General features: G+C 71.4%; 20 protein-coding genes. 8 read left to right on the top strand and 12 right to left on the bottom strand.

Features of this window, described 5'->3' with window-relative positions; all coding sequences use genetic code 11:
• Positions 1-101: 101 nt before the first annotated feature.
• The 3 genes from OQ02_RS18190 to mgrA are packed head-to-tail and all read left to right on the top strand — an operon-like array spanning position 102 to position 4,356.
• A complete protein-coding gene (locus OQ02_RS18190; RefSeq protein ID WP_033439669.1) occupies positions 102-2,546 on the top strand; it encodes a glycoside hydrolase family 2 protein in 2,445 nt (814 codons plus the stop codon).
• Positions 2,543-3,379, top strand: coding sequence for a LacI family DNA-binding transcriptional regulator (locus OQ02_RS18185; protein ID WP_033439668.1), 837 nt, complete (start codon positions 2,543-2,545; stop codon positions 3,377-3,379). The genes OQ02_RS18190 and OQ02_RS18185 overlap by 4 nt, the downstream gene beginning before the upstream one ends.
• Entirely contained in the window at positions 3,376-4,356 is a 981-nt protein-coding gene (gene mgrA, locus OQ02_RS18180; RefSeq protein ID WP_033439667.1) for an L-glyceraldehyde 3-phosphate reductase, read from the top strand. Before OQ02_RS18185 ends, mgrA begins: the two co-directional genes overlap by 4 nt.
• 61 nt (positions 4,357-4,417) lie before the next feature.
• Here mgrA and OQ02_RS18175 read toward each other — a convergent pair whose 3' ends face one another.
• The 3 genes from OQ02_RS18175 to OQ02_RS45845 are packed head-to-tail and all read right to left on the bottom strand — an operon-like array spanning position 4,418 to position 7,345.
• Positions 4,418-5,827, bottom strand: coding sequence for an RICIN domain-containing protein (locus OQ02_RS18175; protein ID WP_033439666.1), 1,410 nt, complete (start codon positions 5,825-5,827; stop codon positions 4,418-4,420).
• Between the two features lie 45 nt (positions 5,828-5,872).
• Positions 5,873-6,937, bottom strand: coding sequence for a pectinesterase family protein (locus OQ02_RS41055; protein ID WP_081915741.1), 1,065 nt, complete (start codon positions 6,935-6,937; stop codon positions 5,873-5,875).
• 9 nt (positions 6,938-6,946) lie between these two features.
• The gene (locus OQ02_RS45845; RefSeq protein ID WP_231500097.1) at positions 6,947-7,345 is read right to left on the bottom strand and encodes an RICIN domain-containing protein; all 399 of its coding nucleotides are present in this window, start codon (positions 7,343-7,345) and stop codon (positions 6,947-6,949) included.
• Positions 7,346-7,552: 207 nt separating this feature from the next.
• Between OQ02_RS45845 and OQ02_RS18160 the strand changes: the two genes are divergently transcribed.
• From OQ02_RS18160 to manA, 3 genes are all read left to right on the top strand, one after another.
• On the top strand, positions 7,553-9,619 hold the full coding sequence (locus tag OQ02_RS18160; protein WP_156077121.1) for a sigma-70 family RNA polymerase sigma factor: 2,067 nt from the start codon (positions 7,553-7,555) through the stop codon (positions 9,617-9,619).
• A gap of 118 nt (positions 9,620-9,737) precedes the next feature.
• Positions 9,738-10,694, top strand: a complete 957-nt coding sequence (locus OQ02_RS18155; protein ID WP_033439664.1) for an ROK family protein — start codon at positions 9,738-9,740, stop codon at positions 10,692-10,694.
• Between the two features lie 9 nt (positions 10,695-10,703).
• Positions 10,704-11,807, top strand: coding sequence for a mannose-6-phosphate isomerase, class I (gene manA, locus OQ02_RS18150; protein WP_033439663.1), 1,104 nt, complete (start codon positions 10,704-10,706; stop codon positions 11,805-11,807).
• 62 nt (positions 11,808-11,869) lie between these two features.
• Here the strand turns inward: manA and OQ02_RS18145 are convergent, their stop codons facing one another.
• The 3 genes from OQ02_RS18145 to OQ02_RS18135 all read right to left on the bottom strand — a co-directional run bounded on the left by OQ02_RS18145 (position 11,870) and on the right by OQ02_RS18135 (position 14,404).
• Positions 11,870-12,541, bottom strand: coding sequence for a lytic polysaccharide monooxygenase auxiliary activity family 9 protein (locus tag OQ02_RS18145; protein WP_033439662.1), 672 nt, complete (start codon positions 12,539-12,541; stop codon positions 11,870-11,872).
• A gap of 142 nt (positions 12,542-12,683) precedes the next feature.
• Positions 12,684-12,863 carry a hypothetical protein gene (locus OQ02_RS18140; RefSeq protein ID WP_033439661.1) on the bottom strand — a complete coding sequence of 60 codons (180 nt, stop codon included), beginning with the start codon at positions 12,861-12,863 and terminating at the stop codon, positions 12,684-12,686.
• 158 nt (positions 12,864-13,021) lie between these two features.
• The gene (locus OQ02_RS18135) at positions 13,022-14,404 is read right to left on the bottom strand and encodes a S8 family serine peptidase (RefSeq protein WP_081915738.1); all 1,383 of its coding nucleotides are present in this window, start codon (positions 14,402-14,404) and stop codon (positions 13,022-13,024) included.
• A gap of 294 nt (positions 14,405-14,698) precedes the next feature.
• Here OQ02_RS18135 and OQ02_RS18130 point away from each other — a divergent pair, with 294 nt between their 5' ends.
• A complete protein-coding gene (locus tag OQ02_RS18130) occupies positions 14,699-17,434 on the top strand; it encodes an AfsR/SARP family transcriptional regulator (protein WP_051772483.1) in 2,736 nt (911 codons plus the stop codon).
• Between the two features lie 57 nt (positions 17,435-17,491).
• On the opposite strand, the gene OQ02_RS18125 is transcribed toward OQ02_RS18130, so the two are convergent.
• From OQ02_RS18125 to OQ02_RS18110, 4 genes are all read right to left on the bottom strand, one after another.
• The gene (locus tag OQ02_RS18125; protein ID WP_033439660.1) at positions 17,492-18,361 is read right to left on the bottom strand and encodes a peptidoglycan DD-metalloendopeptidase family protein; all 870 of its coding nucleotides are present in this window, start codon (positions 18,359-18,361) and stop codon (positions 17,492-17,494) included.
• A 262-nt stretch (positions 18,362-18,623) separates the two neighbouring features.
• On the bottom strand, positions 18,624-19,463 hold the full coding sequence (locus OQ02_RS18120) for a peptidoglycan-binding domain-containing protein (protein WP_033439659.1): 840 nt from the start codon (positions 19,461-19,463) through the stop codon (positions 18,624-18,626).
• Between the two features lie 148 nt (positions 19,464-19,611).
• Entirely contained in the window at positions 19,612-20,388 is a 777-nt protein-coding gene (locus OQ02_RS18115) for a hypothetical protein (protein WP_033439658.1), read from the bottom strand.
• 113 nt (positions 20,389-20,501) lie between these two features.
• On the bottom strand, positions 20,502-21,098 hold the full coding sequence (locus tag OQ02_RS18110; protein WP_033439657.1) for an RNA polymerase sigma factor: 597 nt from the start codon (positions 21,096-21,098) through the stop codon (positions 20,502-20,504).
• Positions 21,099-21,627: 529 nt separating this feature from the next.
• Between OQ02_RS18110 and OQ02_RS18105 the strand changes: the two genes are divergently transcribed.
• Complete coding sequence (locus OQ02_RS18105) at positions 21,628-24,231, top strand: glycoside hydrolase family 3 protein (protein WP_051772482.1); 2,604 nt, start codon at positions 21,628-21,630, stop codon at positions 24,229-24,231.
• Positions 24,232-24,288: 57 nt separating this feature from the next.
• On the opposite strand, the gene OQ02_RS18100 is transcribed toward OQ02_RS18105, so the two are convergent.
• Positions 24,289-24,882: an NAD(P)-dependent oxidoreductase gene (locus OQ02_RS18100; RefSeq protein WP_033439656.1), complete on the bottom strand. Its 594-nt coding sequence runs from the start codon at positions 24,880-24,882 to the stop codon at positions 24,289-24,291.
• Positions 24,851-25,780 carry an EamA family transporter gene (locus OQ02_RS18095; protein ID WP_051772481.1) on the bottom strand — a complete coding sequence of 310 codons (930 nt, stop codon included), beginning with the start codon at positions 25,778-25,780 and terminating at the stop codon, positions 24,851-24,853. Before OQ02_RS18095 ends, OQ02_RS18100 begins: the two co-directional genes overlap by 32 nt.
• Positions 25,781-25,803: the final 23 nt, after the last annotated feature.

Below are 25,803 nucleotides of genomic sequence, written 5' to 3'. Positions count from 1 at the left end.
TGGCGGTGAACCTCGTTGACTTACTTTAGTTGCTGGCGTAAGAATCGCCATACCTTGTTTGTCACACGGCAGAAAGCCACCGCCGCCGGAAAAGGGGAACGATGATCCGCACGACCTTGCACGACGGGTGGCGTCTGAGCGCGGTGGGCGGGCCGGTCCCGTCGGCCGTCGCCGGCCGCGAAGTCCCCGCCGTCGTGCCCGGCAGCACGCACCTCGACCTCCTCGCGGCGGACCTGATCCCCGAGCCGTACCTCGACACCAACGAGGCCGAGCTGGCCTGGATGCACCGCGCCGACTGGCGTTACGCCCTGACGTTCGAGGCCGAGGCCGCCAAGTCCGGTGAGAAGGTCGAGCTCGCGTTCGACGGCCTCGACACCGTCGCCACGGTCGAGCTGAACGGCGAGGTGCTCGGCAGCACCGCCAACATGTTCCGCTCCTACCGCTTCGACGTGCGCGAGCACCTGAAGGACGGCGCGAACGACCTGGTCGTCACGTTCCACTCCGCCCTCGCGTACGCCGAGGCGCAGGAGAAGGCGCTGGGCCGGCGCGACCGCGCCTACCCGCACCCGATGAACGCCGTCCGCAAGATGGCCTGCTCGTTCGGCTGGGACTGGGGCCCCGACCTCCAGACCGCCGGCATCTGGAAGCCGGTCCGGCTGGAGCGCTGGACCGAGGCCCGCCTCCACCAGGTCCGCCCGCTGGTCACGGTGGACGAGAACGGCGCCGGCCGCGTCGAGGTGCACGTCGAGGTCGACCGCGCCCGCGACACGGACCTGACCGTGGTCGCCGCGGTCGGCGGCGTCGAGCAGAGCGCCCGCGTCGAAGGCGACACCGCCGTGGTGACCGTCGAGGTGCCGGACGTCGACCTGTGGTGGCCCGTCGGCTACGGCGACCACCCCCTCTACGACCTGCACGTCGTCCTCCGGTCCGGTGGGGACGACGTGGACGGGACCGCGCGCCGCGTCGGCTTCCGCACCATCACCGTCGACACCACCCCCGACGAGATCGGTACCCCGTTCACCTTCCTCGTGAACGGCAAGCCGGTGTTCGCCAAGGGCGCCAACTGGATCCCGGACGACCACTTCCTCACCCGCGTCACGCGCGACCGCCTGGTCCGCCGCGTCGAGCAGGCCGTCGACGCCAACATGAACATGCTCCGCATCTGGGGCGGCGGCATCTACGAGACCGAGGACTTCTACGACGTCTGCGACGAGCGCGGCGTGCTGGTGTGGCAGGACTTCCTGTTCGCCTGCGCCGCGTACGCCGAGGAGTCGCCGCTGTGGGAGGAGGTCGAGGCCGAGGCCCGCGAGAACGTCGCCCGGCTCACGTCCCACGCCTCCCTCGCGCTGTGGAACGGCAACAACGAGAACCTCTGGGGCTTCGAGGACTGGGGCTGGAAGGAAAGGCTCGAAGGCCGCACCTGGGGTCACGGCTACTACACCGAGCTGCTGCCGAAGATCGTCGCCGAGCTGGACCCGACCCGGCACTACTCGCCGGGCAGCCCGTACAGCCCCGGTGAACTTCACCCGAACGAGGACACCCACGGCACCAGGCACGAGTGGGAGGTCTGGAACCGGGTCGACTACACCCACTACCGCGACCACCTGCCGCGGTTCTGCTCGGAGTTCGGCTTCCAGGGCCCGCCGACCTGGGCGACCCTGACCAGGTGGGTGCACGACGAGCCGATGACCCCGACCTCGCCCGCGTTCCTGCTGCACCAGAAGGCCGAGGACGGCAACGGCAAGCTGGACCGCGGCCTCGCGCCGCACCTGCACGCGCCGGCGGCGTTCGAGGACTGGCACTGGGCCACCCAGCTGAACCAGGCCCGCGCGGTCGCGTACGGCGTCGAGCACTTCCGCTCGCACTGGCCGCGCACGGCGGGCGCGCTGGTGTGGCAGCTCAACGACTGCTGGCCGGTCACCTCGTGGGCCGCGGTCGACGGCGACGAGCGGCCCAAGCCGCTGTACTACTCGCTCAAGCACGCCTTCGCGCCGCGCCTGCTCACCGTCCAGCCGAGGGACGGCGTGGACGCGCTGATCGCCGTCAACGACACGGACGAGGTCTGGACCAGCGAAGTCGCGCTGGAGCGGCAGACGTTCACCGGTGACGTGCTCGCGGCGGTTAAACTCCCGCTCGACGTGCCGGCCAGGTCGGTCGCACGGCTGGAGCTGGCGGCGGAGCTGGTCACGCCCGGCGACCCGAAGGCGGAGGTGCTGGTGGTGGAGGCGGACGACGCGCGCACCGCGCACCTGTTCCAGGAGGACCTGGAGCTGTCCTACGACACCGCGCCGCTCACCGCCGAGGTGCGCCGGGTGGCCGAGGGCTACCGGGTGGACGTCACCGCGACCTCCTTCGCCCGCGACGTCGCCGTGCTGGCGGACCGGGTCGCCGAGGACGCCGTGACCGACGACGCGCTGGTCACCCTTCCCGCGGGCGGGACGCACTCGTTCCTGGTCCGGACCTCGACCGAGCTGGCCGACCCGTCCGCGCTCACCGGCCCGCTGGTGCTGCGAACGGCCAACGCCCTGAGCGCGGTGCGGACGTGACCACCGGCTCCGTCGGCCTGGTCCTGGCCCGCCCCGCGCGGCTGCTGGGCGCGGAGCCGTTCTTCATGGAGTTCATCGCGGGCATCGAGGAACGGCTCGCCGAGGGCGACCGCTCCGTGCTGCTGCACATCGTCGGCGCCGAAGACGCCGAGATCGCCGCCTACCGCAGGTGGGCGGCGAGCGGTGTGGTGGACGCGGTCGTGGTGGTGAACCGCACCGCGGACGACCACCGCCCGGCGGTGCTGCGGGAGATCGGCCTGCCCGCGCTGTACGTCGGCGAGCCGGACGAGCTCGCCGTGCCCGCCGTCCGCTCGGACGACGCGGGCCCGGTGCGCGAAGCCCTCGCGTACCTGCTCGACCTCGGGCACCGGCGCATCGCCCGGGTCAGCGGCCCGGAGACCTTGTTGCACACCAAGGCGCGCACCGCCGCGCTGATCGAGGGCTGCGCGGCGGCGGGCGTCGAGCCCGTGGTGGTGGAGGGCGACTACTCGGAGGCGTCCGGGGCGAAGCTCACCACCATGCTGCTCAACGCACCCGAGCCGCCCACCGCGATCCTCTACGACAACGACGTGATGGCGGTCGCGGGTCTGAGCGTCGCGAAGCAACTCGGTGTCGCCGTGCCCGACCGGCTCAGCCTGGTGGCGTGGGACGACTCGTCGCTGTGCCGGCTCACGTCGCCCGCGCTGACCACCATGAGCGTGGACGTGCACCAGTTCGGCGTCACCGTGGCCGAGTCCGTGCTGGAACTCATCGCCGGCGAGGACGTCGCCGAGCGCTGGTCGCCGAAGGCCAGGCTCGTCCCGAGGGAAAGCACCGGTAAAGGACCGACATGACGTATGAAGCCGCTCCGTCGCGGTACGACTCGATGCCCTACCGCCGGTCCGGTCGCAGCGGGCTCAAGCTGCCCGCCGTGTCCCTCGGTTTGTGGCACAACTTCGGCCACGACCGGCACCTGGACGGCCAGCGCGCCATCCTGCGCCGGGCGTTCGACCTCGGTGTGACCCACTTCGACCTGGCGAACAACTACGGCCCGCCGCCCGGCAGCGCGGAGGAGAACTTCGGCCGGCTGTTCGCGGACGACTTCCGGCCGTACCGGGACCAGATCCTGGTGTCCACCAAGGCCGGGTACGACATGTGGGACGGCCCGTACGGCGAGTGGGGTTCGCGGAAGTACCTGGTCAGCTCGCTGGACCAGTCGCTGACGAGGCTCGGGCTCGACTACGTCGACATCTTCTACCACCACCGGCCGGACCCGGACACTCCGATCGAGGAGACGATGGGCGCGCTCGACCACGTGGTGCGCTCGGGCAAGGCGTTGTACGTCGGCATCTCGAACTACTCCGCCGAGCAGACGGTGGAGGCGGCGCGGGTGCTGTCCTCGCTCGGCACGCCGCTGCTGATCCACCAGCCGTCGTACTCGATGTTCAACCGGTGGATCGAGGACGGCCTGCTGGACGCGTTGGTGGAGGTGGGTGCGGGCAGCATCGCGTTCTCGCCGTTGGCGCAGGGCGTGCTGACCGACCGCTACCTCGACGGCGTGCCGGAGGGTTCGCGGGCGGCGGGTGCTTCGCCGTTCCTGTCGTCGTCCAATTTGGACGAGTCGACGCTGGCCAAGGTGCGGGCGTTGAACGACGTCGCGAAGCGGCGCGGGCAGACGTTGGCCCAGCTCGCGATCGCCTGGGTGCTGCGCAACGTGACCTCGGCGTTGATCGGCGCTTCCAGCGTGAAGCAGCTGGAGGACAACGTGGCCGCGACGGCGAACCTGTCGTTCGAGGCGGACGAGCTGGCGGAGATCGAGAAGCACCTCTGACACCGCACCCGGCGGTGCCGAGCGGGGCCGGTGACGTCACCGACCCCGCTCGGCACCCGGGTCACCGGCCGATGTCGGCTTGCGGGCCGGAGTACGCGCGGACCAGGTTCGGCACGTCCGCGGCCGGGTCGAGCGCGTAGGCGTAGAAGGAGCGCGGGTCGAAGGCGTTGCCGCCGGTCTCCCGCTGTCCCGTCGAGTTCACCACGACGCTGCCGGACTGGCGCAGCTGTGCGGTGTCGTCGCGGTAGTACGGGTCCTTCACCTTGTCGTAGTAGGTGTTCTCGATGACCATCTTCGTGCTGCCCCGGGCGTAGTTGCCGTACCCGGTGATGTTCTGCATGTAGTTGTTGTAGAGGTGCGCGTTGGCCACGTTGTCGGTGCTCGGGTTGCGCGAGTTGTTGTTGTACATCCAGTTGTGGTGGATGGTCATGCGCGCGGTGACGTTGGTCGTCCAGCCGATGCCGAAGGCCTTGTTGTTCTCGCCCAGGCGGTTCCAGGACACCGTGACGTCGGTGCTGTCCTTGCGCAGGTCGATGAGACCGTCGTTCATGCGCACGATGGTGTTGTGGTCGATCCAGATGTCGCGTGACGCGTCGACCTGGATGCCGTCGTAGTCGTACCCGTCGTCACCGGGGTCGTCGTCGGCCATCCTGGTGTCGCGGATGGTCAGGTTCCGGATGATCACGTTGGACACGCCGTCGAGGTTGAAGCCGCCGTTGACGATCTGGCCGGCGGTGCCGACACCGATGATCGTCTTGTTGGAGGCGACCCTGATCTCAGTGCCGTACGGAGCGACGGTGATCGCCCGGTCGACCCGGATGGTGTGCGCGGCGCTCGACGAGGCGTACCGCACCAGGTCGGCGTAGTTCGTCGCGGTCACGGTCTGGCCGCCCGCGCCGCCGGTGGTGCCGGCCGCGAAGCCGTCGGCGGCGTTGGACCAGGACCGGCCGCCCACCGGGGTGAACAGCCACTGCTTGTTCGAGTTGGCGGTGCAGGTCTCCTGGACCACCGGCACGCCGTTGTCCTTGCCGGCGTCCTTGTTGGCCAGGCACAAGCCGGACTGGGCGTTGACGACCTGGTAGGTGCCGCTGCCAGACGGGGTCAACCGCCACTTCTGCATCTGCCCGTCCCAGCACGAGTACTGCTGGGCCTGGAGGTACATCGTGGTCGCGCCGTGGGGGATGTCGAGGCACTTCCCGCTGGCCACGTTGGTCATCGTGAACAGACCCGAGCCCGCGTCCCGGAGCACCCACTGCTGCATCGTCGCCGAGGAGCACGTCCACTGCTGGACCTTCAGCTCGTCGACGGGCTCGCCATAGGGCACGTCCAAACACTTGCCGCTGTTCGTCACCGCGACGGTGTAGGTGGTGTTCGCGACCGGCACGGCGGCCTGGGCTGACGGGCCGCCCACGGCGACCGCGCCCGCCACCGCCACCGAGGCCGCGAGCAGCGTCAGGATTCTCTTGCGCATCACAACGTCCTTGTCTCGAACGAATGGTGTCGACCGTCGTTCCGGTCAGCTCACGGGGTTCCAGCCGTCGCCGCCCGCGAGGTACTTCTGCGGGGTGTGCTCCGCCGCCTGGGAGTCCGACAGCTGCGGCCGGTTGCTGTTGACGCCCGAACCCGAGCCGGTGTTCCGGTATTCGAAGAACCGCGCGTTCTTCCACGAGTTGCCCGACATGTCGGTCCACGGCTGCGCCGTCTTCACGGTCGCGTTCAGCGTCGACTCCCGGTACAGCACCTGCGCGTCCGGGCGCCACGGGCGGCCCAGTTGCGTGACGCTGTTCGTCACGCCGGTGACGGTCGACTTGTAGAACAGGAAGCCGTACTTCTTCTCCGCCGGGGTGCTCGCCGCGGTGATCGGCCCGCCGGTGGTGCGCTTCTCGTGCACGGTGGTGCGGTGGAAGACCATCGTGCCGCCGCCGAAGATGAAGTCGACGGTGCCCTCGACGTACGAGTCGACCATGTACGCGCGGGTGTCGTTGTTGACCAGGAACGTGTCCTGGTCGCCCAGCATCCTGACGTTCCTGAACACCGCGCGGTCGGCGTTGAGGTGCACGGCGACCGCCTGCGCGCCGCTGGGCACGGAGTTCTCGTCCAGGTCGTTCGACATCGTCAGGTTGGTCGCCTCGAAACCCCTGCCGTGCACGAACACGCTGGCGCTGTTGAACGTGCCGTGCGTGTAGGCGCTGTTGTCGAACACCAGCACCGTCTGCGCCGGCGACGACCCCAGGCCCTGGAACGTGATGTTGGTCTTGTTCGCGGGCACGGTCACCACCTGGCGGTAGGTGCCCGCCTTGATGGTGATCACGGTCCGGGCCGAGCTGTTGGACGGCGCGGCGTCGACCGCCTCCTGCACGGTCCGGTACCGACCGGTGCCGTCGGAGGCCACGGTCGGCTGCGCGGTCGACCCGACGGGGGTGAACAGCCACTGCTTGTTCGAGTTGGCGGTGCAGGTCTCCTGGACCACCGGCACGCCGTTGTCCTTGCCGGCGTCCTTGTTGGCCAGGCACAACCCGGACTGGGCGTTGACGACCTGGTAGGTGCCGCTGCCCGACGGGGTCAACCGCCACTGCTGCATCAACCCGTCCTAGCAGCTCCACTGCTGCGCTTGCACGAACATCTCGGTCGTGCCGTACGCGATGTCCAGGCACTTGCCGGTGGCGACGTTCACCAGCGCGAACGTGCCTGAACCGGAGGTGCGCAGCGCCCACTGCTGCATGGCGCCGTTCCAGCAGTCCCACTGGTGCACCGGCGCGCCGTCCTCCGCGGCGCCGTTGACGACGTCCAGGCACTTGCCGCTGTTGTTCACGCTGACCTGGTACGTGGAGCCCGCCACGGGGGTTGCCGCGGTGGCGGTCGGCGACGTCGTGATCGTCAGGCCGAGGACCAGCGCCGCGGTGGCCGCGGCCCAGGGCAGCCGCGGCGCCCGCACCGGCCACCGGGTCCGCCGAACGTGGTCGGGTTCTTCGCTTCTGCTGTCGAGCACAGGGATTCCTCTCGCAACCGGCATCGATGACGGTGAGCCCGTCCCGTCCCGGCAGGGCCGTGGACAGGGCTGCGATTGCACAGACCCGACCGCTTGTTAGCGATAACAGGAACTGGCAGGGTTCACTCGTTCAGATCAGCGCGACCCGGGCCCGCACGTCCGCCGCCCCGCGCGCACACCGGGCGGCAGGGCGACGGGAGGGGCGACGTGGTGGGCCCGACAGTCGGAGCCGAGGTCGTCGCGGCGGCAAGGTCAGGTGATCGGCGCGCGCTGGACGACCTCGTCGCCGCCTACCTGCCGCTGGTCGGCAACGTGGTCCACCGGGCACTGCCCGGCGACCCGGAGGCGGACGACGTGGTGCAGGAGACGATGCTGCGGGTGGTGCGGGGCCTGCCCTCGCTCAACGACCCGGAGCGGTTCCGCGCGTGGGTCGTCACGACGGCCATCCGGCAGGTCCGCAACCACGCGCGCGGTCGCCGCGCCGCCCTCGTCCGCCGCCTGCCCCTGGACGAGGCCGCGGACCCGTCCGACCCCGGCGCGCGGGTGGCGGAGGACGCGGTCGACCGGGTGGTGGTGGCGCAGGAGCGACAGGACATGCTCGCCGCGACGCGCTGGCTGGAGCCGGACGAGCAACGGGTGCTCGCGCTGTGGTGGCAGGAGGTCAACGGCGAGTTGACCCGCGCCGAGGTGGCCCAGGCGCTGTCGCTCAGCACCGCGCACACGGCGGTGCGGGTGCAGCGCATGAAGGAGCGGTTGCTGACCGCCCGCACGGTGCTGCACGCGTGGCGGGCCGCTCCCCGCTGTCCGGGCCTGGCGGACGCGGGCCGGGGGTGGACCGGTGTGCCGGAACGGCGGTGGCTCAAGCGCCTCGCCCGCCACGTGCGCGGCTGTGCGGTGTGCACGGCGGCGAGCGCACCGCGCACGTCGTCCGAGTACCTGGCGCTGGGGATCGGCCTGCTGGCCGTGCCGTCCGTCTTGCCGCACGCGTCCGTGCAGACCGGTGTGGTCGAAGCGGTGCGGCGGCTGTTCGACCTGCTGTGGACGAAACCGGCCCTGGTCGCTGTCCCGATCGTGGGAGGCACGGCGCTGGCGGTGACGGTGTGGATCACGCCCCCGGACGGGCGGCCCGACGAGATCGCGTTGCCCACCATCACCACTTCGGCGGCGTCCACGACCGTTCGTGCGACGACGACGCCTCCGGCTGCGGCACCGACGGCGCTCTACGTTTCCCCCGACGGTGACGACGCGGGGGCGGGCACCGAGGCCGCCCCGTTCGCATCGCTGGGGCGCGCGGTGTCCGTGGTGCGACCGGGGCAGACCATCCACCTGCGCGGCGGCACGCACCGCCCGACCGCGCCCGTGGAGATCACCACCAGCGGCACCCCGGACCGGCCCATCACCCTGACCAGCCCGGCGGGGGAGCGCGCCGTCCTCGACGCGAGCCTGGTCCCCGGCGGCGGCCCGTTCATCACGCAGACGGCCGCGCACTGGGTCGTGCGCGACCTGGAGATCAGCGGTGCGCCCGGCACCGCCTACTCGTGCGAATCGTGCCGTGCCACGGTCTTCCAGGGCTTGTCGGCCCACGGCAACCTCGGCACCGGGCTGCACCTGCACGGCGCCGGCACCGGCGACAACCAGGTGCTGGACAGCGACTTCCACGACAACCACGACACCGCGGGGCGCGACGCCGACGGCCTGACCATCGGGCCGGGTTCCGGCGCCGGCAACGTGGTGCGCGGCTGCCGGACGTTCGACAACGTCGACGACGGGGTGGCGGCGGAACGCTTCGCCGACCCGGTCACCGTGGACTCCACCTGGTCGTGGGGCAACGGGATCAACCGCTGGTCCCTGCCGGCGGTCAGCGGGTCGGGCCACGGTTTCGACCTCGGCGACCTGGGCGCGCACGTCGTCACGCGCAGCGCCGCGTGGAAGAACAACGGACACGCCTTCACCGCCGGCGGTGGCACGCCCAAGCTGTTCACCCGCAACAGCGCCCTGCGCAACGCCGGGGACGGTTTCGCGCTGGGCACGTCGAACTCCGCGGTGCGCCGGAACTTCTCCTTCGGCAACCGCGAACAGGTCGTGCCCGTCCGACGGGTCCCCGAGGAGGGGAACACCTGGGACGGGCCGGGCTGGGGCACCCAGGTCCTGCGCGAGTTGGAGTCCGCCACCGCCGAGGGGCCTCGCGCACCGGACGGCTCCCTGCCCGCCACCGAGTTCCTCGTCAACACCAAGGACCCTTCTGTGGGCGCGCCCATGACGGCCGTGCGCTGACGGATAGGCGCTGCGCAGCTGTTCGCGTGGTGGTGGAAAATCACCTTGGCTGGTCGGTGGGGCTCGGTGCGCGTCAACAGGGCTTGACGAAACTTTGATTAACCGCTTAACTAAGTCCATGGGGCAAGCACTCGACCCGGTCGCGGTCGCCATCGACATCGGCGGCACCAAGCTCGCGGCGGCGCTGGTCGAGTCGGACGGCTCCGTCCTGGCCCGCCGCACCACGCCCACGCCCGCCGGTGACGGTGAAACCGTGTGGCGCGGCCTCGCGAGCGTGCTGGACGAGCTGCTCGCCCTGGCCGAAAACCGCGCCGTGCTGGGCGCGGGCATCGCCTCGGCCGCTCCGATGGACCTGCGTGACGGCACGATCAGCCCGGTGAACATCCCCGGCTGGCGCGACTTCCCGATCACCGCCCGCGTCGGCGACCTGCTGCCCGGCCACCCGGTCCGGCTCGGCGGCGACGCCCTCTGCATGGCCCTGGCCGAGTACCACCACGGCAACGGCCGGGGCAGCGAGTGCCTGCTCGGCATGGTCGTCTCCACCGGCATCGGCGGCGGGTTCGTGTTCGGCGGCCGGCCGCACTTCGGCGCCACCGGCAACGCGGGACACGTCGGCCACTTCGTCGTCGACCCGGCCGGCCCGCTCTGCGGCTGCGGCGCCAACGGCTGCTCCGAAGCCATCGCCAGCGGACCGTCGATGGTGCGCTGGGCGTTGGAGCAGGGCTGGCAACCACTCGGCGGCACGGCGGACGGCGTCGCCCTCGCCGCCGCCGCACGGGCGGGCGATCCCACCGCGGAGGCCGCGTTCCGGCGTTCCGGCGCGGCGGTGGCCCAGGTCATCACGGTCGCCTCCGCGCTGTGCGAGATCGACCGGGTCGTCATCGGCGGTGGCGTGGCGCAGGCGTGGGACCTGCTCGAACCGGCCGTCACCGAACCGCTCGCGGACCACGCGGGGCTGGAGTTCATGCGCCGGGTCGACGTGTGCCCGGCGACGTTGGGCGTCGACTCGGGGCTGATCGGAGCCGCGGCGCTGCTCGCGGACGAACGGGTCCCGGCCGTGCCCGTGGGAATCTGAGGAACCACCGTGCGCAAGTTGGAGACCATCGTCCGGGAGTACCACTGGGGTTCCCGGACCGCGCTCGCCGAGCTGCGCGGCGAACCGTCGCCGAGCCCGGTGCCGCAGGCCGAGCTGTGGGTCGGCGCGCACCCCGACGACCCGTCCCGGCTGGCCGGCTGCGACGTGCCGCTCGACGCCCACCTCGCGGCCAACCCGGCGGGGCTGCTCGGGCCGGACAGCCTGGCCGCGTTCGGCCCGCGGCTGCCGTTCCTGCTCAAGGTCCTGGCCGTCGACGCGCCGCTGTCCCTGCAGGTCCACCCGAACCGGGACCAGGCCGTGGTCGGGTTCGCCGAGCACGGCTACCGGGACGACCGGGCCAAGCCGGAGATCCTGGTCGCGCTGACGGAGTTCGAGACGATGTCCGGCTTCCGCCACCCCGCCGAGACGGTGGCGCTGCTCGACGAGCTGGGCCTGCCCTCGTTGGCGCCGATGCGGGCCGAACTCGCGGTCTGCGACACGTGGGGCGCACTGCGCTGGGCGTTGCACGCCGCCGACGCCGCCCTGGTCGCCGAGGTCGCCGGAGCGGCGGCGCGCGTGCCCGACCTCGCGCACGTGGTGGAACTGGCGAAGGTCTACCCGACGGACGCGGGCGTGGTGGCGGCGTTGCTGCTCAACGCCGTGAAGCTGCGGCCGGGTCAGGCGGTGCACGTCGGAGCGGGCGTCCTGCACGCGCACCTGCGCGGCACGGGCGTCGAGCTGATGGTCAACTCCGACAACGTGCTGCGCGCGGGCCTGACCACCAAGCCGGTGGACGTGCACGCCGTGCTGTCGTTGGTCGACCACCGGACCGGTCCCGCCGACGTGCTCGACGGCGAGGGCGACGGTCCACTGAGGACCTACCGGACCCCCGACCCGGAATTCCGCCTGCACTCCGTGCGCGCCGGCGCTGTGCTCCACGGCTCCGGTCCGCAGCTCCTCTTGTGCACCACGGAGTTCGTCGTGATCAGGCGGGACGGCGAGGAGGTCGCGTTGCGCGGCGGTGAGTCGGTGTTCCTGCCGCACAGCGGGAACGCGGCCGAAGTCGCCGGTCCCGGTGAAGCGTTCTGGGCCACCACGAACCTCGGCGGGTGAGCACACGGGTGCGGCCGGAACCCGCGCCGCACCCGTGTGCCCGTTGCTTCCCCTGCCGGGCTCTACTGGAAGTTCACGTCACTGCACAGGTAGTAGGCCTGGTCCATGTGGCTGGCCTGCCAGATCGTGAACACCACGTGCCGGCCGGTGCGGCTGCCCGCGTTCACCGACGCCTGGTAGTTGCCCGTGGTGGCGTAACGGCCGGTCGAGGTGACCAGCTCCAGGTCGCTCCAGCGCAGCGGCGTGGTCGCCGTGTTGACGCCCTGGCGGGTGATGTAGATGCGGAGGTAGTCCGCACCGTGCTTCGCCTGGTCCGAGATCGTGAGGGTGAACTGGCGGGGCTTGGTGGTGGTGTTCCACGCGCCCACGGTGTCGAGTGCCCGGTACCGGCCACCCTCGGTCAGACCACCGCTGCAGAGCTGGCCGTTCGGCAGGGCGCCCTGGTGGTTGCCGCCGACACCGTTGCGGTACAGGCCGTTCCAGTTCCACATCGCGTTCGGGTCGGTCTTCCAGGCCTGGGCGCACATCGGGTCCGTCTGACCCATGTTCGGGTTCATGTGGTCGCTGCCCCAGCGCTGCCAACAGCCGTAGTTGCGCGACGGCGGGTCGGTGACCGAACCGTGTGCGCTGGCGACGCTGGTCGTTCCCATCAGGACCACGACACTGGCGGCGAGGACCGCCAGGACCGAGGTGAAGACGCCGATTACTGCACGGAGACCGCGTCTGAAGGTCATGTGTTGTCCTCCACGTTGAGGATTGCGACTACAGGGCTGGGAGCGCTCCCAGACCACAAGGTAGCGAACCGGGCACAATCTGTGAACCCCTCGCGGCGCGAAGCCGGTCCGCTCCCGGTGCGTGCTCCGAACGGCCTAGTCCCTACCCCCGATGGAGGTGTTCCGCACGGTCAGGGGCGGCGAATTCAACGTTTGAGGTGCCGGTGACTAGCGGCAATGCGGCCAGTACCGGGGCTTCCGCGCCGAGATCGCGCGACGACGCCAGGTCGTCCAGGGCCTGCGTCACCGCGCCCTTGCTCAGCCGCCGCTCCAGACCGTCCACTACGGACCGTCCACTCCGGACCGACCATTTTGGACGTCACGCGCAGGATGGTGCGAGGTGCCAACGCGGGCAACGGTTTTCCATCTTCGGCAGCGATGACATTCAGGCACGCGGACGCCGGTGCCGGGGGCGGACCCCCGGCACCGGCAGGCCCCTGGTCAGCAGGCGCCGAAGTCGTACCACGAAGCGCTCGAGCCCGGCTCCTCCCCGATGGAGTACCAGGTCGCGAGCAGCCACACGTGCCCGGCGTGCCCGACCTGGTCTCCGATGAAGTAGATCTGGCTCGGGTCCCAGGCGGTGTAGCCCTCGCACGGCTCCGGGTCGGGGTCCTGGCCCGGGTCCTCCGGGTCGGGGTCCGCGCCCTCGGCGGCGTGCAGCGTGTTGTTCGGCGAGCCGGACCCGGCGCCGGTCACGTTGCCCTTGGACGCGAAGTCCTTGAGCGCGGTCTGCACCTGGGCGGGTGTCGCCGACGCGTGCGCGCCGAGGTACAGGGCCGCCACACCGGCCACGTGCGGCGTGGCCATCGACGTGCCGCTGATGGTGTTGACGGCGGTGTCGTTGGTGTTCCACGTCGACGTGATGTCACGGCCCGGTGCGAAGATGTCGGTGCAGGTGCCGTAGTTGGAGAACGACGACCGCGCGTCGTTCCGGTCGGTCGCGTTCACCGTGATGGCCTCGGGCGTGCGGGCCGGGGTGAAGTTGCACGCGTCGGCGTTCGAGTTGCCGGACGCGATCGCGTAGGTCACGCCGGACGCGATCGAGTTGCGCACGGCCGTTTCGAGTGAGGCGTTCGTGCCCTGCGCGCCGAGGCTCATGTTCGCGACCGCGGGCTTCGCGGCGTTCGCGGTCACCCAGTCGATGCCCTGGGCGACCCCGGCGAGCGTGCCGGAGCCCTGGCAGTTCAGCACCTTCACCGCGACGAGCCGCGCCTTCTTGGCGACACCGTGCGCGGTGCCGCCGACGGTGCCGGCGACGTGCGTGCCGTGGCCGTTGCAGTCGGTGTTGTTCGTGTCGACGGTGTTGGTGCCCCAGGTGGCACGGCCGCCGAAGTCGCCGTGGCTGGTGCGGATGCCGGTGTCGATGATGTACGCGGTCACCCCCGTTCCGTCGTTGGGGGAGGTGTAGCTGCTGTCGAGCGGCAGGTCGCGCTGGTCGATCCGGTCGAGTCCCCACGACGGCGGGTTCGGCTGCGTGCCGTACGCCTTGAGCACGCGGTTCTGCTCGACGTACGCGACGGCGGGATCGGCCGCCGTGCGCTTCGCCGCGTCCTCGCTCATCGTCGCGGCGTAGCCGTTGAGGGCACTCGTGTACGTGTGCGTGACCTGTGCGCCGTACCGGTCGGCGGTCGCCGTGGTCACGGCGCCGTCCTTGAGCACGACGACGTAGCTGTTCGCGATGACGCCGGGCGCGTCGGCGCCCATGATCCGCCCGGCGGCGGCCTGTGCGGGTGCGGCCACCGCCAGGTTCACCGCCGTCAGCGCGGCGACGGCGATGGCAGGGAGGGCGAGCGCGCGTGATCCTCTTCTCGACGGACTTCTCATGCCGACTCCTCGGAGTGCAGGGAAACCTCGGATGCGAACGGAAGGTGGCCGGCAGGTCACCTTCTACCCACAAAACAGAGTTGTCGGACAAAGGGCAACGAAGTCGGGCCAGGAAGGGCCATCCGGTCGTCCTCCGGCGGCCACCTGGCTGAACACCCACCGCGCGCCGACCCGCCTGGCGGGAAGCCGTAGCCGGCGTCTTGATGATGGTGCAATGTGGCAGATCGTGTGACACTGTCTCACCGGCATCCGGTGAGGAGAGGCGCGCAGATGCGCATACGCGTCCTTGGCCCGATGGAAGTCTCGGATGGCACGCGCTGGCAGGCGATCGGCGCCGCGAAGTGCCGGGCGGTGCTCGGCAGGCTGGTGGCGCAGGCGCCCGACGTCGTGCTCACCGACCAGCTCATCGACGAGGTGTGGTCCGGCACCCCGCCGAAGTCCGCGCCGACGCAGATCCACGGCTACGTGCTGCGGTTGCGCAGGTTGCTCGACGACGCCGGACTGGTGGTGACGTCGTCGCGCGGGTACCGGCTCGTCGCCGACACCGGCGACGTCGACGCCACGGCGTTCGAGTCGTGGGTGCGCGACGGTGTCGCCGCGTTGCGCCAAGGTGACGCCGACCGCGGCACGCGCCTGCTGGGCGACGCGCTGGCGTTGTGGCGCGGCACGCCGTTCGCGGACATCGTGCCGACCGACCGGGTGCGGGCGTGGGCCGAGCGGCTGCGGGAACTGCGGCTGTCCGCGTTCGAGGCCAGGTTCGACGACGAGCTGGATCGCGGCAGGCACGCGGCGGTGATCGGCGAAGTGCGCGCGCAGATCGCAGAGTCCCCGTTGCGCGAGCAGTTCTGGCGGCAGCTGATGGTCGCGCTCTACCACACGGGCCGGCAGGCGGAGGCCTTGCACGAGTACCAACGCCTGCGTGCGGTCCTCGTCGAAGAGCTCGGCGCCGAACCGAGCCCGGGGGTGCGGGCGGTGCACCAGCAGATCCTGGACGGCACGCTGCCGGCCGGGCGTCCCACCGGCGCGGGCCGTCCGGCGGCGGTCCGGCAGCTCCCCGCCGCCATCCCGGACTTCACCGGTCGGCAGGCGGAAGCGGACGCGCTGGTCCGGTTCCTCGCGCCGGGCGGCCGGGGAGCCGCACCGGCGGTCGCGGTCGTGCACGGCGCACCCGGCACCGGAAAGTCCGCCCTGGCCCTGCACGCGGCCCACCTCGTCGGCGACGCGTTCCCCGACGCGCACCTCTACCTCGACCTGGCGGGCACCTCCAGCCGGCCGCGCGGACCGGACGACCTGCTCGCGGAGGTCCTGCGCGTCCTCGGGTTCGACGGTCGGCACGTGCCCGACGGCGCGGCGGAGCGCTCCGCGCTGCTGCGCTCCCACCTCGCGGACCTGAAGGCGCTGCTGGTGCTCGACGACGCGGCGAGCGCGCGGCAGGTGCGGCCCCTCCTGCCGCCCAACGGGAACAGCGCGGTCGTCGTCACCAGCAGGCGCCTGCTCACCGACCTGCCCGGCGCGCGGCACTTCGAGCTGGGCACGTTCGCGCCCGCGGAGGCGCACCGGTTGTTGTCCCGGATCGTCGGCGAGGAGCGGGTCGCGGCGGAACCCGGTGCGGCACAGGCGATTGCGGGCTTCTGCGGGTACCTGCCGCTGTCCATCCGCATCGCGGGCGGCAAGCTGCTCGGGCGCAGGTCGTGGACGCTGGAGGTGCTCAGCGAGCGGCTGGCCGACGAGACCCGGCGGCTGGCCGAGCTGAAGCTGGGCGACCTGGACGTGCGTGCCGGCGTCGACCTGTCGCTGAGGTCACTGCCGGACGACGTCGTGCGCGCCTTCGGCCTGCTCGGCCTGCTCGGTCCGCACGACTTCCCGGGGTGGGTGATCGCACCGCTGCTGGACCGGGAGCGCGCGGACGACGTGCTGGACGTGCTGGTCGACGCCAACCTCGTCCAGCTCGTGTCGTCCGACGACGCCGGCCAGCCGCGCTACCGGCTGCACGACCTGCTGCGGGTCTGCGCGGTGGAGCGCTGCGGCGACGACGTGAGCAGCCGGGCCGCGGTGCGCAGGCTGCTGGGCGCGTGGGTCGACCTGGTGGCACGGGCGCAGCGGCGCAGACCGCCGAGCCTGTTCGAGCCGGTGACCGACGAGCCGCCGGTGTGGGCACTGCCCGACGCGGTCGCGGACCGGCTCGTGCGCGACCCGCTGACCTGGCTGGACGCGGAGCGACACCTGCTGTCCGCCATGCTCCGCCTGGCCGCGGGCCGGCGGTTCGCCGACCTCTGCCGGATCCTCGCCGCCGCGCTCGTCCCGTACTACGACGACCGCGCGATGCACGACGACTGGCTGGCGAGCCACGAGCTCGCGCTCGGCGTGCCGGGGCACGACGACCTCGGCCGCGCGGTGCTGCTCCGCGGCCTCGCGCAAGTGCAGATCTACCGGGACGAACTGGCCGAGGCGGCGGACAACATGACGCGCTCACTCGCGCTGTTCCGCTCGGTCGGGCACGAGCTGGGTGAGGGGATCGCGGCGTCGGGCATGGCGACCGTCGACCGCTGCCTCGGCCGGTTCGACACCTCGCTGCGCTACGTGCAACGGTCGCTGGACGCGTTCGTCAAGGCCAAGGACCGGTCGAAGGAAGCCCAGCTGCGGTGCTCGGTGGGCCGCCTGATGGTCGCCCAGAACCGGCTCCGCGACGCGCACACGTGGTTCGAGCAGGCACTCGCGATCTCGCTGGAACAGGGCGATGTGCACCGGGAGGGCGTCGTGCTGCGCGAGATCGGCGAGCTGCGGCACCGCACCGGCGAGTCGGACCACGCGCTGCGCGACCTGGACCACGCGCTCGGCATCTTCACCGCGCTCCGCGACGACGGCTGCGTCGCCTCGACCTTGCTGACCTTCGGGCAGATCCACGCCGACCGCCGCGACCGGGACAAGGCGGTGCCGCCGCTGCTGCGGGCCGCGGAGATGTTCCGCCGCAACGGGAACCGGAACTGCGAGCAGGACTGCCGCGACCTGCTCGACGTGCTGGACGGCTGAGCGGAACGGGCCGCCGCGCTCGGCGCACGGCGGCCCGTTCCGACCGGGCTGGTCAGGTCAGGGGCAGTTGGTCTTGCGCGACAGGTTGACCTTGCCCCAGTAGTAGGGGTTGCCGTCGCGGAACGTCGCCTTCACCGCCGAGCCGTTGTACTTCTGCTCGTAGTGCAGGTGCGGTCCGGTCGATCCACCGGTGCTGCCGACCCGGCCGATGAACGTCTTCTCCGACACGCTCTGGCCGACGGAGACGTCCTGCGAGCTCAGGTGCGCGTAGAGCGTCTGCCACCCGCCGCCGTGGCTGATCACGATGTAGCGGCCGTAGGACGTGCTGCCCGTGTTGCCGACCGTGGCCACCGTGCCGGGCGCCGACGAGTAGACCTTCCAGCCGAGGTCGTCCGGGTAGTGGTTGAAGTCGACCGCGTTGGCCGGGCTGTGGCTGGTGCGGGTGCCCGCCTCCCACGTCTCGCCGCACGGGAACGGCAGCCAGAACTGGCCGGTCGTGCCCGGGTTGAACTTGTGCGAGGCGTTGTTGTTCTTCAGCGTCGAGTTGAGGTTGCCCTTCGCACCCGACGCGAAGTCCTGGTAGGCGCCGCCGTAGTTCGAGTTGTAGTAGACGCGCACCTTCGCCGAGCTGCGGTTCCACACCGACGCCGCGTTGTTCTTGACGCACAGGCCCTGGCCGTTGCCCGCGCCCTTGAACTCGTAGCAGTCCGGCTGCGTGGAGCCGTAGTCCGCGATCGACCCGGCGAAGTCCGAGATCGACCCCGCGTTGTCGCTGTTGTAGTAGTAGCAGAACTCGCCGCTGTCGCAGATGCCGTCCCGTGACGCCGCGGCGGCGGTCGTCGTCGACGACGCGATGATGCCGCCCGCGACGAGGACCGCCGCGGCGAGGCCGACGGCCTTGGTCCGCCATCTCGTCAGTGTCCGCATGCTTGCTTCCAATCCGGTGCAGGGGTTACGAACTGCTCGCGCGCGCAACCTCGCCGCGCTCGCGCAACGTGAGACGTCCTCCCCGAGTCGCGGGGCGACGCGAAACGAGCCCGCTGGAAACCCACGTCAGACCCGCGCCACGCGGGCAACGGGTACCGCCACGGGAAGCCCCGCACCAACCAGTGCGGGCCAACGCCGACGCCGCAAGGCGACGGCTGCCTGAACACAGTGGACTCACGTTCACTCACACTTCAGGTAACGGTTAAGCAGTGGCCCGGAGGTAGCCTTCCCAGGTCACCTTGGGCACCTTCGGCCCGTTGTCCGGGCCGTTGTCGGCGAGCCCGTTGCGGCCGAGGTAGTAGTCGCCGACCTGGTCCTGGGCAGGGGTGGACAGGTCGGTGTCGTTGACCGCGATGGCGTGGAAGTGCCACGGCCACTGGCCCTGGCTCGGGCTGCGCAGCCAGGCCGCGAAGCCCACCCGGCGCAGCGCGGTCACCACCGCGGTCCGCTGCGCCGTCGTCAGCGCCTCCGCGTCGATGTCGACCGCGCCACCACCGTCGTGGGTGCCCGCGGAGGTGGGGTCGTTCCCCGGCGAGTACGAGCCCTGCTCGACCACGAACCGCCGACCCGCCAGCCGCTCCGCCTCGTGGAGCATGGCGACCGTGCGGGCGTTGAAGGGGAACCCCTGGTAGGTCGTGCGCGCGCCGGGCGTGATGAGCCGGGTCACCTGGAACCGCCCGCTCGCCAGGGTGGTGAGCGACGTCCGGCCGGGGAGCCCGTTGGCGGCCAGGCCCGTGTACCCGAGGTGGGCCTGCCAGCGCGCGTACGCCGACCGGGTCGACGTGCCGAAGTGGCCGTCGACGTACTGCCGCGCCAGGTAGCCCAGGTCGGCGAGGGCGGTTTCCACCAGTCGCACGCTCGCACCCGCGCCCGTGGTGATGCCGGTGTCGGCCTTCACCGGGTCCAGCTGCGCGGCCAGCACCACCAGCTCCATGTCGGCGGTGCCGGTGCTCGCGCCGGCGGTGCCGGGTGCCAGTGCGGTGACCGCCACGGCGCAGGGAACCGCGGTCAGGAACCCGCGGCGGTTGAGGCGAGAGGTCATGGCACCAGCGTCGGACCGCCGCCTACGCCGGCCCTACATTCTCGCTATGGCCGCCGGGTTCGGCCTCCTCGCGCAGAGGGGGTGCGTCCCCGACCTGGCGGACGCACCCCCGGCAACCACTACTTTCCAGGCCGCTACTCCCGGGCCGCTACTTCCAGGGCACCGCCGGCAGGCACGTCGCCGGGTCGAGGTCGCGCGCGCCCGCGACGATCACCCCGTCCGGGCGCACCCAGCACTTGCCGGGGTCCCAGTCGTTGCGCCACGTCCCCAGCAACCCGCCGCCCGCGTCGTAGGCCATGACCTCGGCCGCCCGATCCTGCCCCTCCGGCGCCACCCAGTCGGCGGGGTGCGCGATGCGTGCCACGAACGTGCCGTTGGCGATCCGCGCCTCCGCCGACTGCCCGTCCACGCGCAACACGACCTTGGCGACCTGACCCGTCACCCGTCCCGCCGCCACGTCGTAGCCCGCCTGGCCCGCGTACTCGGCCTTGCCGTTGGCACCACCGCTCCCCGAGCCGAGCTCGTCGAGCGCGAGCGCGCCGGGCAGCCACGCGGCGTCCCACACCATTCCGCCGCTCGCGTTGTAGGGCATCGCGGGTCCGTCGACGATGCAGCTCAACTGCTCCGAGTCGGTGTAGAGCAGCGCGAAGGTGCCCACCTCGTCGGTGAAGTGCTGGTACAGCGTGGCCTTGCCCTGCCGGAGGGTGCTGTCCACGCAGCCCTTCTCGATCTCGGCGATCCGTTCCGGTGACAGGCCGGGGAGGACCGGGGCCGTCGCGGACGGCGTGGACGCCGGCGCGGCCGTGGTCGTCTGCAAGGACGGGCTCGTGGTAGCCGCCGCGGTGTCGACGCCGTCCTGGGTCTGCCACGGCGAGACGACCGCGACCAGCGCGATCACCGCCGCGGTCGCGACGCCGGCGGCCATCAGGGGAGCGAACCGGGCGGAACGACGGCGCCGGCCCACCTCGTGCTCCAGCGTCGAGCGGATCTGTGCCCGGCGGTGGGGTGGAACGTCCCGGTCCGGGGGGAGTGTCGTGTTCAATGGTCCTCCAGGGAGAGTGCGGGAGCGGCGACGACCGGTGGTGGGCCGAACTTGCGGCTCAGCCGCGCTTTCGCCTTGCTGACCCTGGCCCGGACGCTCCCCTCGGCGATCCCGAGCGCGCCGGCGGCGTCCGCGTAGGACACGCCGGACCACACGCACAGCGCGAGCGCTTCGCGTTCGTTGCGCGGCAGTTCCTCCACGGCGGCCAGGAGCTGCGCCATCCGCCGCTGGTCGTCGACCAGTTCGGCGACGTGGTCGGCGTGGTCGGGGACCGAGGTCTCCACCGGCACCTTGCGGAACAGCCGCAGCCGCCGCGTGAACGTACGCCGTTCGCTGCGCACCACGTTCGTGGCCACGGCCAGCAGCCACGGCAGGGCGGAGTCGTGCTCCAGTCGCAGCCGGTCCCGCTTGCGCCAGGCCACCAGGAACGTGTTCTGGAGGTGGTCCTCGGCGGCTGCCCACGACGCGGTCAGCCGGAAGCAGTGGTTGTAGACCGCCTTGGCGTGCCGGTCGAACAGCACGCCGAAGGCGGGTCCACTCCCTGCCGCGGCCTGTGACCACAGGATGCGGTCGTCAGGGTCTTCGGTCGTCATGTCCCACTTGTGTCCGCCGGCCGGTGGAGTGTTGCCTCCGGGAGGCTAGACAGCGGCGGGCGACGCGCTGCGGCGGAAGGGCCGCCGACGGGGGAGGTCTCGCCGTTGAGACCTCCAGGGCATCCGGTCAGAGCGCTCTGGCCTCGTGCCCGACCACGTCGGTGCCGTTGGCGGGTTCCACTGGTGCGAACCCCGTTCTGGGACCGCTCCCAGTCGGAACGTAACGCAAGGCTTCCCGCTCTGGCAAGCGCTTTCCCGTATGTGACCGGCTCGCCGTTCACGCCTCTGAACAGCGGCAACGGCGACGTCGGCGGTGCGGGGGCGCAACTGCGGAGAACGCCGTCCACCGACGCCCCTCCGAAGATCGTTCCGCAGGTGCCGGCGACCGCCCGGTCGGTACCGTAACCGGCGCCGCGACCGTAACTCCTACCTGCGCGGAAGCGCTCCCACGGAAACCTTGACCCGGATGGGTGAGGTAACGAGGATCGGGCGCGACACAGCCGTCGCACGCAGACGAACGGAACCGCCGATGTCCCGCAGAACCTTGAGCGCCGCGCTTGCCGCGGTGCTCGCCGCCGGCCTCATCACCGGAGGCGTCGCGTCCTCCGAGGAGTCGACCCAGCCCGTCATCGGTGAGCCGAACAAGGACCACGGCTGCGCCCGGATCGAGGACGAGCTCCCCGAACTGGCCGACTGGCCGAAGGTCGACAGCCGGGTCAAGCCCAAGCCGAGCGACGAACGGCGGATCGCGGGCATCCTCGCCGGCATGACACTGGCCGAGAAGGTCGGCCAGATGACCCAGCCCGAGATCGGCGCGATCACCCCGGACGAGGTGCGCGAGTACGGCATCGGCTCCGTGCTCAACGGCGGCGGCTCCTGGCCGAACCGGGACAAGCACGCCGCACCCGAGGCGTGGCTGGCCCTCGCCGACGCCTACTGGGACGCCTCCAAGACCAGCCGCACGCAGGTGCCGGTGCTCTGGGGCATCGACGCGGTGCACGGCAACAACAACGTGTACGGCACGACGGTCTTCCCGCACAACATCGGCCTCGGCGCGGCGCAGGACCCGTGCCTGATCCGGGACATCGGCAAGGCGACCGCCCGGCAGATCCGCGCCACCGGCCAGGACTGGGCGTTCGCGCCGACGCTGGCCGTGCCGCTGGACGACCGGTGGGGCCGCACGTACGAGGGCTTCTCCGAGGACCCGCGGATCACCCGCGCCTACGGCTACGAGGCCGTCGCGGGTCTCCAGGGCAAGAGCCGCAACCGGGTGGACGTGCTCGCCACCGCCAAGCACTTCATCGGTGACGGCGGCACGACCGGCGGCAAGGACCAGGGCGTCAACCCGGCCACCGAGGCCGAGATGATCAACGTGCACGGCCAGGGCTACTACGGCGCGCTGGCGGCCGGCGCGCAGACCGTGATGGTGTCGTTCAACAGCTGGACCAACGAGGAGCAGGGCATCGGCGAGGGCAAGCTGCACGGCAGCAAGCTCGCGGTGAACGACATCCTCAAGGGCAAGATGGGCTTCGACGGCCTGGTCGTGTCGGACTGGAACGGCATCGGCCAGGTCGCGGGCTGCACCAACGCGAGCTGCCCGCAGGCGATCAACGCCGGCATCGACGTCGTGATGGTGCCGAACGAGTGGAAGGCGTTCATCGCCAACACGGTCGCGCAGGTCGAGGCCGGCCAGATCCCGATGGCGAGGATCGACGACGCGGTGACCCGCATCCTGCGCGTCAAGGTCCGCTCGGGCGTGCTGGACGGCGTGAAGCCGTCGCAGCGCGAGGACGCCGGTTCGGCCGACGCCCTGGAGGCGCGCGAGCTCGCCCGCGAGGCGGTGCGCAAGTCGCAGGTGCTGCTGAAGAACGACAACCGGGTGCTGCCGCTCGCGCCGACGTCGAAGGTGCTGGTCGTCGGCAAGAGCGCGGACAGCCTGCAGAACCAGACCGGCGGCTGGACGCTGAGCTGGCAGGGCACCGGCAACACCAACGCCGACTTCCCCAACGGCACCACCGTCCTCGGTGGTCTGCGGGAAGCGCTGGGCGCGGACAACGTCGTGTTCAGCGAGACCGGCGACGTCGACCCGGCCGGGTTCGACGCGGTGGTCGCGGTGATCGGCGAGACCCCGTACGCGGAGGGCGTCGGCGACATCGGCAAGCGCTCGCTGGAGGCGGCGAAGCTGTACCCGAACGACCTCGCCGTGCTGGACAAGGTCAGCGGCAAGGGCGCGCCGGTCGTCACGGTGTACGTGTCGGGCCGTCCGCTGCACGTCAACAAGGAGCTGAACCGCTCGGACGCGTTCGTGGCGGCGTGGCTGCCCGGCACCGAGGGCGGTGGCGTGGCGGACCTGCTGGTCCGGGGCAGGCACACCAAGGCCGGGTTCACCGGCAAGCTGTCGTTCTCGTGGCCGCGCAGCGCGTGCCAGACCCCGTTGGACGCGGACGGCGACCCGCTCTTCAAGCCGGGTTACGGCCTGCGCGCCGACCAGACCGGTGACGTCGGCCGGCTCGACGAGACGGCGCCCGAGTTCGGCTGCTCCGGCGGCGGCGGTGGTGGCACGGCGACCGAGGACCTGGAGGTCCACGTGCGGACGGACGTCGCGCCGTACCGCAGCGCCATCGGCTCGCCGGAGAACTGGGGCGGCACCGAGCTCGGCCCCGACGGCGAGGCCGCGCACAGCGAGATCAACGTCGTGCCGGCGGACGTGAACGTGCAGGGCGACGCGATGAAGACGACGTGGACCGGCACCGGTCCGGGCCAGGTCTACGCGCAGAACCCGGCCGGCGGCACCGACCTGCGCGGGTACCTCAACGCCAACGCGGCGCTGGTGTTCGACGTGATCGTGCACCAGGCGCCGACCGCCCGGACCGTGGTGAGCGCGCACTGCCAGTACCCGTGCTTCGCCGAGGTCAACGCGACCGGGGTGTTCACCGGGCTGCCGACGGGCGTGAAGTCGACGGTGAAGATCCCGATCTCGTGCTTCGCGGCGGGCGGGCTGGACCTGGAGAACGTGAACACGCCGTTCCTCGTGTACACGGACGCCCCGTTCCAGGCTTCGTTCGCGAACGTGCGGTGGGTGCCGAAGGCGGCGGCCGACCCGGACGCCAGGACGTGCGCCGAGCTGGGCTGATCTGATCGGACGGGGGCGGGCCTGCGTGCGGGCCCGCCCCCTTTTTTTGTGCCTCCGTCAGTACCCGACGGTGAACCGCATCCGTTGGTGCTTGGGCGTTTCGGCCTCGTCGAGCAGCGCCACCGCCAGGTCCTCGACCGAGATCGTTGACCCGACCTGCTCGTCGCCGCCGACCCGGAACACGCCGGTCCGCTCGCCCGGCTCCAGCACCGCCGGCGGGCTGAGGTACGTCCAGTCGGCGACGGGATCGGCCCGGTACACCGCCAACTGCTCGGCGCACGCCCGCGCGATCGGCTTCAACACGTCCGGGAAGTCGGGCGCTTCCTCGACCGTGTGGCCCTCGGGGGTGACGAGGGTGGCCGCCCCGCCGACGGCCAGCAGCCGCACCCCGGTCTCCGCGACCCCGGCGAGCAACCCCCTGGTGGCCTCCACCAGTTCACCCTCCTGCCCGTCCGCCGGGCGGGTCGCGCTGATCACCAGGTCACGACCCGCGCTGAGCCGCACCACGTCCGCGACGACCCGCGCGTCACCGACCTCGCTGCCCGGACCGGGCCTGCGGCTGACGGGCGTGACGTCGTGACCGCGCCGCCGTGCCTCCTCCACCACCCGGCGGCCGACGCTACCGAAGGCTCCGAACACGGTGATCCGCATGGCTTTCCCCCTTCTGCTCCACTGCTTCCCCTTGGGTGGTCTTCCCCTGGCTGGTCTGCCGTTGGGTGGTCTGCCGTTGGGCGACGACGAGCGCGCCGAGCACGACCACCGCGCCGAGCACCTGCAACGCGGTCAGCCCCTGGTCGAGCGCCAACCAGCCGACGAGCGTGGCGACGACCGGGCTCAGCAGGCCGAGGAACGTGACCTGGGTGGCCTGCAACAGCCGGATGCCGCGGAACCACAGGGCGTACGTGAGCGCCCCGCCGATGATCCCCAAGTAGGCGAAGCCGCCGACGTTCGTCGCCGTGAGCGCCGGTGGCAGGCCTTCGAACAGCAGCGTCACCGGCAGCAGCACCACGCCGCCCGCGACGAGCTGCCACCCGGTGACGGCCAGCAGCGGCGCGGGCGAGGTCCAGCGCTTGCTCAGCACGACACCGGTCGCCATCGCCACGGCACCGCCGAGCGCCGCCGCGACTCCGACCGCGTCGAGCCGCGCGTCGGCGCGCAGCACCAGCAGCGCGACGCCGACGATGCCCGCGATGGCGGCGAGCGCCGTGCGCGTCGTCATCCGCTGCCCGAGCAACAACGTCGCCAACCCGGCCACCACCAACGGCTGCACCGCGCCGACCGTCGCCGCAACACCGCCCGGCAGCCGGTACGCGGCGAGGAACAGCAGCGGCAGGAACACGCCGATGTTGAGCGCGCCGAGCACCAGCGACCGCCACCACCAGTCGCCGCGCGGCAGCTGCCGCGTGATCGCGACCAGCAGCAACCCGGCGGGCAGCGCCCGCAGCAGCCCGGCCAGCAGTGGCCGGTCCGGTGGCAGGTACTCGGTGGTGACGAAGTAGGTCGTGCCCCACACGGCGGGGGCGAGCGCGGTGACCCATTTGCTTAGCACTAAGATAAAGTAGCTTACCGCTA

It is taken from the genome of Saccharothrix sp. NRRL B-16314 (genome assembly GCF_000716595.1).
In the GTDB taxonomy this organism is placed as follows: domain Bacteria; phylum Actinomycetota; class Actinomycetes; order Mycobacteriales; family Pseudonocardiaceae; genus Actinosynnema.
The sequence above is the reverse complement of the archived record's forward strand: the minus strand, read 5'-3'. Positions and strand labels throughout refer to the sequence as shown.